General features: G+C 71.2%; 1 protein-coding gene and 1 pseudogene. Both read right to left on the bottom strand.

Annotation, left to right across the window (positions count from 1 at the left end; all coding sequences use genetic code 11):
• On the bottom strand, window positions 1-1,262 hold a 1,262-nt coding region (locus tag KBX34_RS32925), incomplete at its 3' end, for an N-acetylmuramoyl-L-alanine amidase (protein ID WP_210928970.1).
• Between the two features lie 19 nt (window positions 1,263-1,281).
• Window positions 1,282-1,579: pseudogene (locus tag KBX34_RS32930) on the bottom strand (VCBS repeat-containing protein); the annotation flags it as partial.

Raw genomic sequence — 1,579 nt, forward strand, 5'->3', positions numbered from 1 at the left:
CCGTTGAGGCCGAAGAAGTCGTTCCACTTGACGGACGTACCGGTGAACGCGCTGCCGGTGGAGGTGGCCACGTAGACGTCGTTGAGGCTGCCCTGCGTGAAGCTCACGACGTCGTCCCGGCCGTCGCCGGTGAAGTCCGTCGGTGACCCCGCCAGGTAGCGGCCTCCCGAGCCGCCGGGGTTGACCAGGGAGATGTAGTAGTTCCAGTTCCAGTTCGGACCGGGATCGGTGTGGTCGTTGCCGGGCATCTCGTTGTGCCCCCTGATCGCCGCGCGGGTCTTCGGCAGCCCGTACTTCTCGCAGAGGTAGCGGGTCAGCGCGGCCGACGACCGGTACATGGCGTCGGTGAACCAGGCCGGGTTGTCCACGAATCCCTCGTGCTCGATGCCCACCGCGTAGGGGTTGGCAGAGCGCGCGTGGTAGGCCGTGTCTCCCTCGCGCACCATCTGGGTGATCTCACCGTTGCTGGACTTCACCACGTAGTGCGCGCTCACCCCCGCCGACGGGTTCTGGAACCAGCTCACCGTGCCGGCGTACGACCCCTGGGTCACGTGCACCACGACGGTGGTGATCCGTGACGACCGGCCGGCCTGGTAGTTGCCGCCGTAGGCGGAGACCCAGCGGGCCGGCCCGTACTCCGGCACCGCCGCCGCGGCGACGTTCGGGCCGGCGCCGGCCGGGGTGATCGACGCGTACCGGCCCAGTTCGGGGCGCACCGGCTGCGCGGCGACCCGGACGGTGGTGGCCGCGATGCCGGTCCGCAGCAGGTCGTAGACGTGGTCGGCGTAGAGCCGGGCCGTCGAGTCGTCGGTGGCGGCGCTGTAGCGCGCCACCACCGGGTACCAGGCGGAGAGCCGGTCGCGCGCACCGGCGGTCAGTCCCTCGCTGTCGGCCAGGTCACGCAGCACCGCGGCGCCTCCGCGAATGTTGGCGGAGGTGACCGAGCGCAGCCGGTCGACCGGCTCGCCGGTGAGCGTGGCCGCCCGTTCCAGGCTGTGCTGGGTGGGGTTGCTGACGAGATGCATGACGCCGAATCCGTTGGCCTGGCTGGGCAGGCCGCCGTGCCCGTCCAGTCGGGTCTCGCCGTAGCCCACGGCGACCAGCAGGTCGCGGGGCACGTCGAACTCGGCGGAGGCCCGGGCGAAGTCCGCAGCGAGCGGGCCGGGCGCCACCGGCCGGGCCGCGTCGGCCGGCGCGGTCGCGACCTGCCCGGCGAGTACCGCCGCCAGAATGAGGGCGCACCTGCGCCTGGTCAGCCGCATGGGGTCTCCAATCCGCGGGTCACAGCGTTGTCTCGCCGTTGAGGCCGAAGAAGTCGTGCCATCTGGTGGCGCCGAGGAAACCGGTGCCGGTGGAGCGTGCGACGTGGACGTCGTTGGTGCCGCCCTTGGTGAAGACGATGAGGTCGTCCCTGCCGTCCCCGTCGGCGTCACCGAGGTAGGGGAACTCGCCGGCCAGGCAGAAGTAGTCGTTCCACTTCACTGTCGTCCCGGCGAAGCCGGTGCCGGTGGAGGTGGCGGCATACACGTCGGCGTCGGCGTTGCAGGTGAAGGTGACGATGTCGTCGCGGCCGTCGCCG

It is taken from the genome of Micromonospora sp. M61 (genome assembly GCF_018070245.1).
Taxonomy (GTDB): Bacteria; Actinomycetota; Actinomycetes; order Mycobacteriales; family Micromonosporaceae; genus Micromonospora; species Micromonospora zamorensis.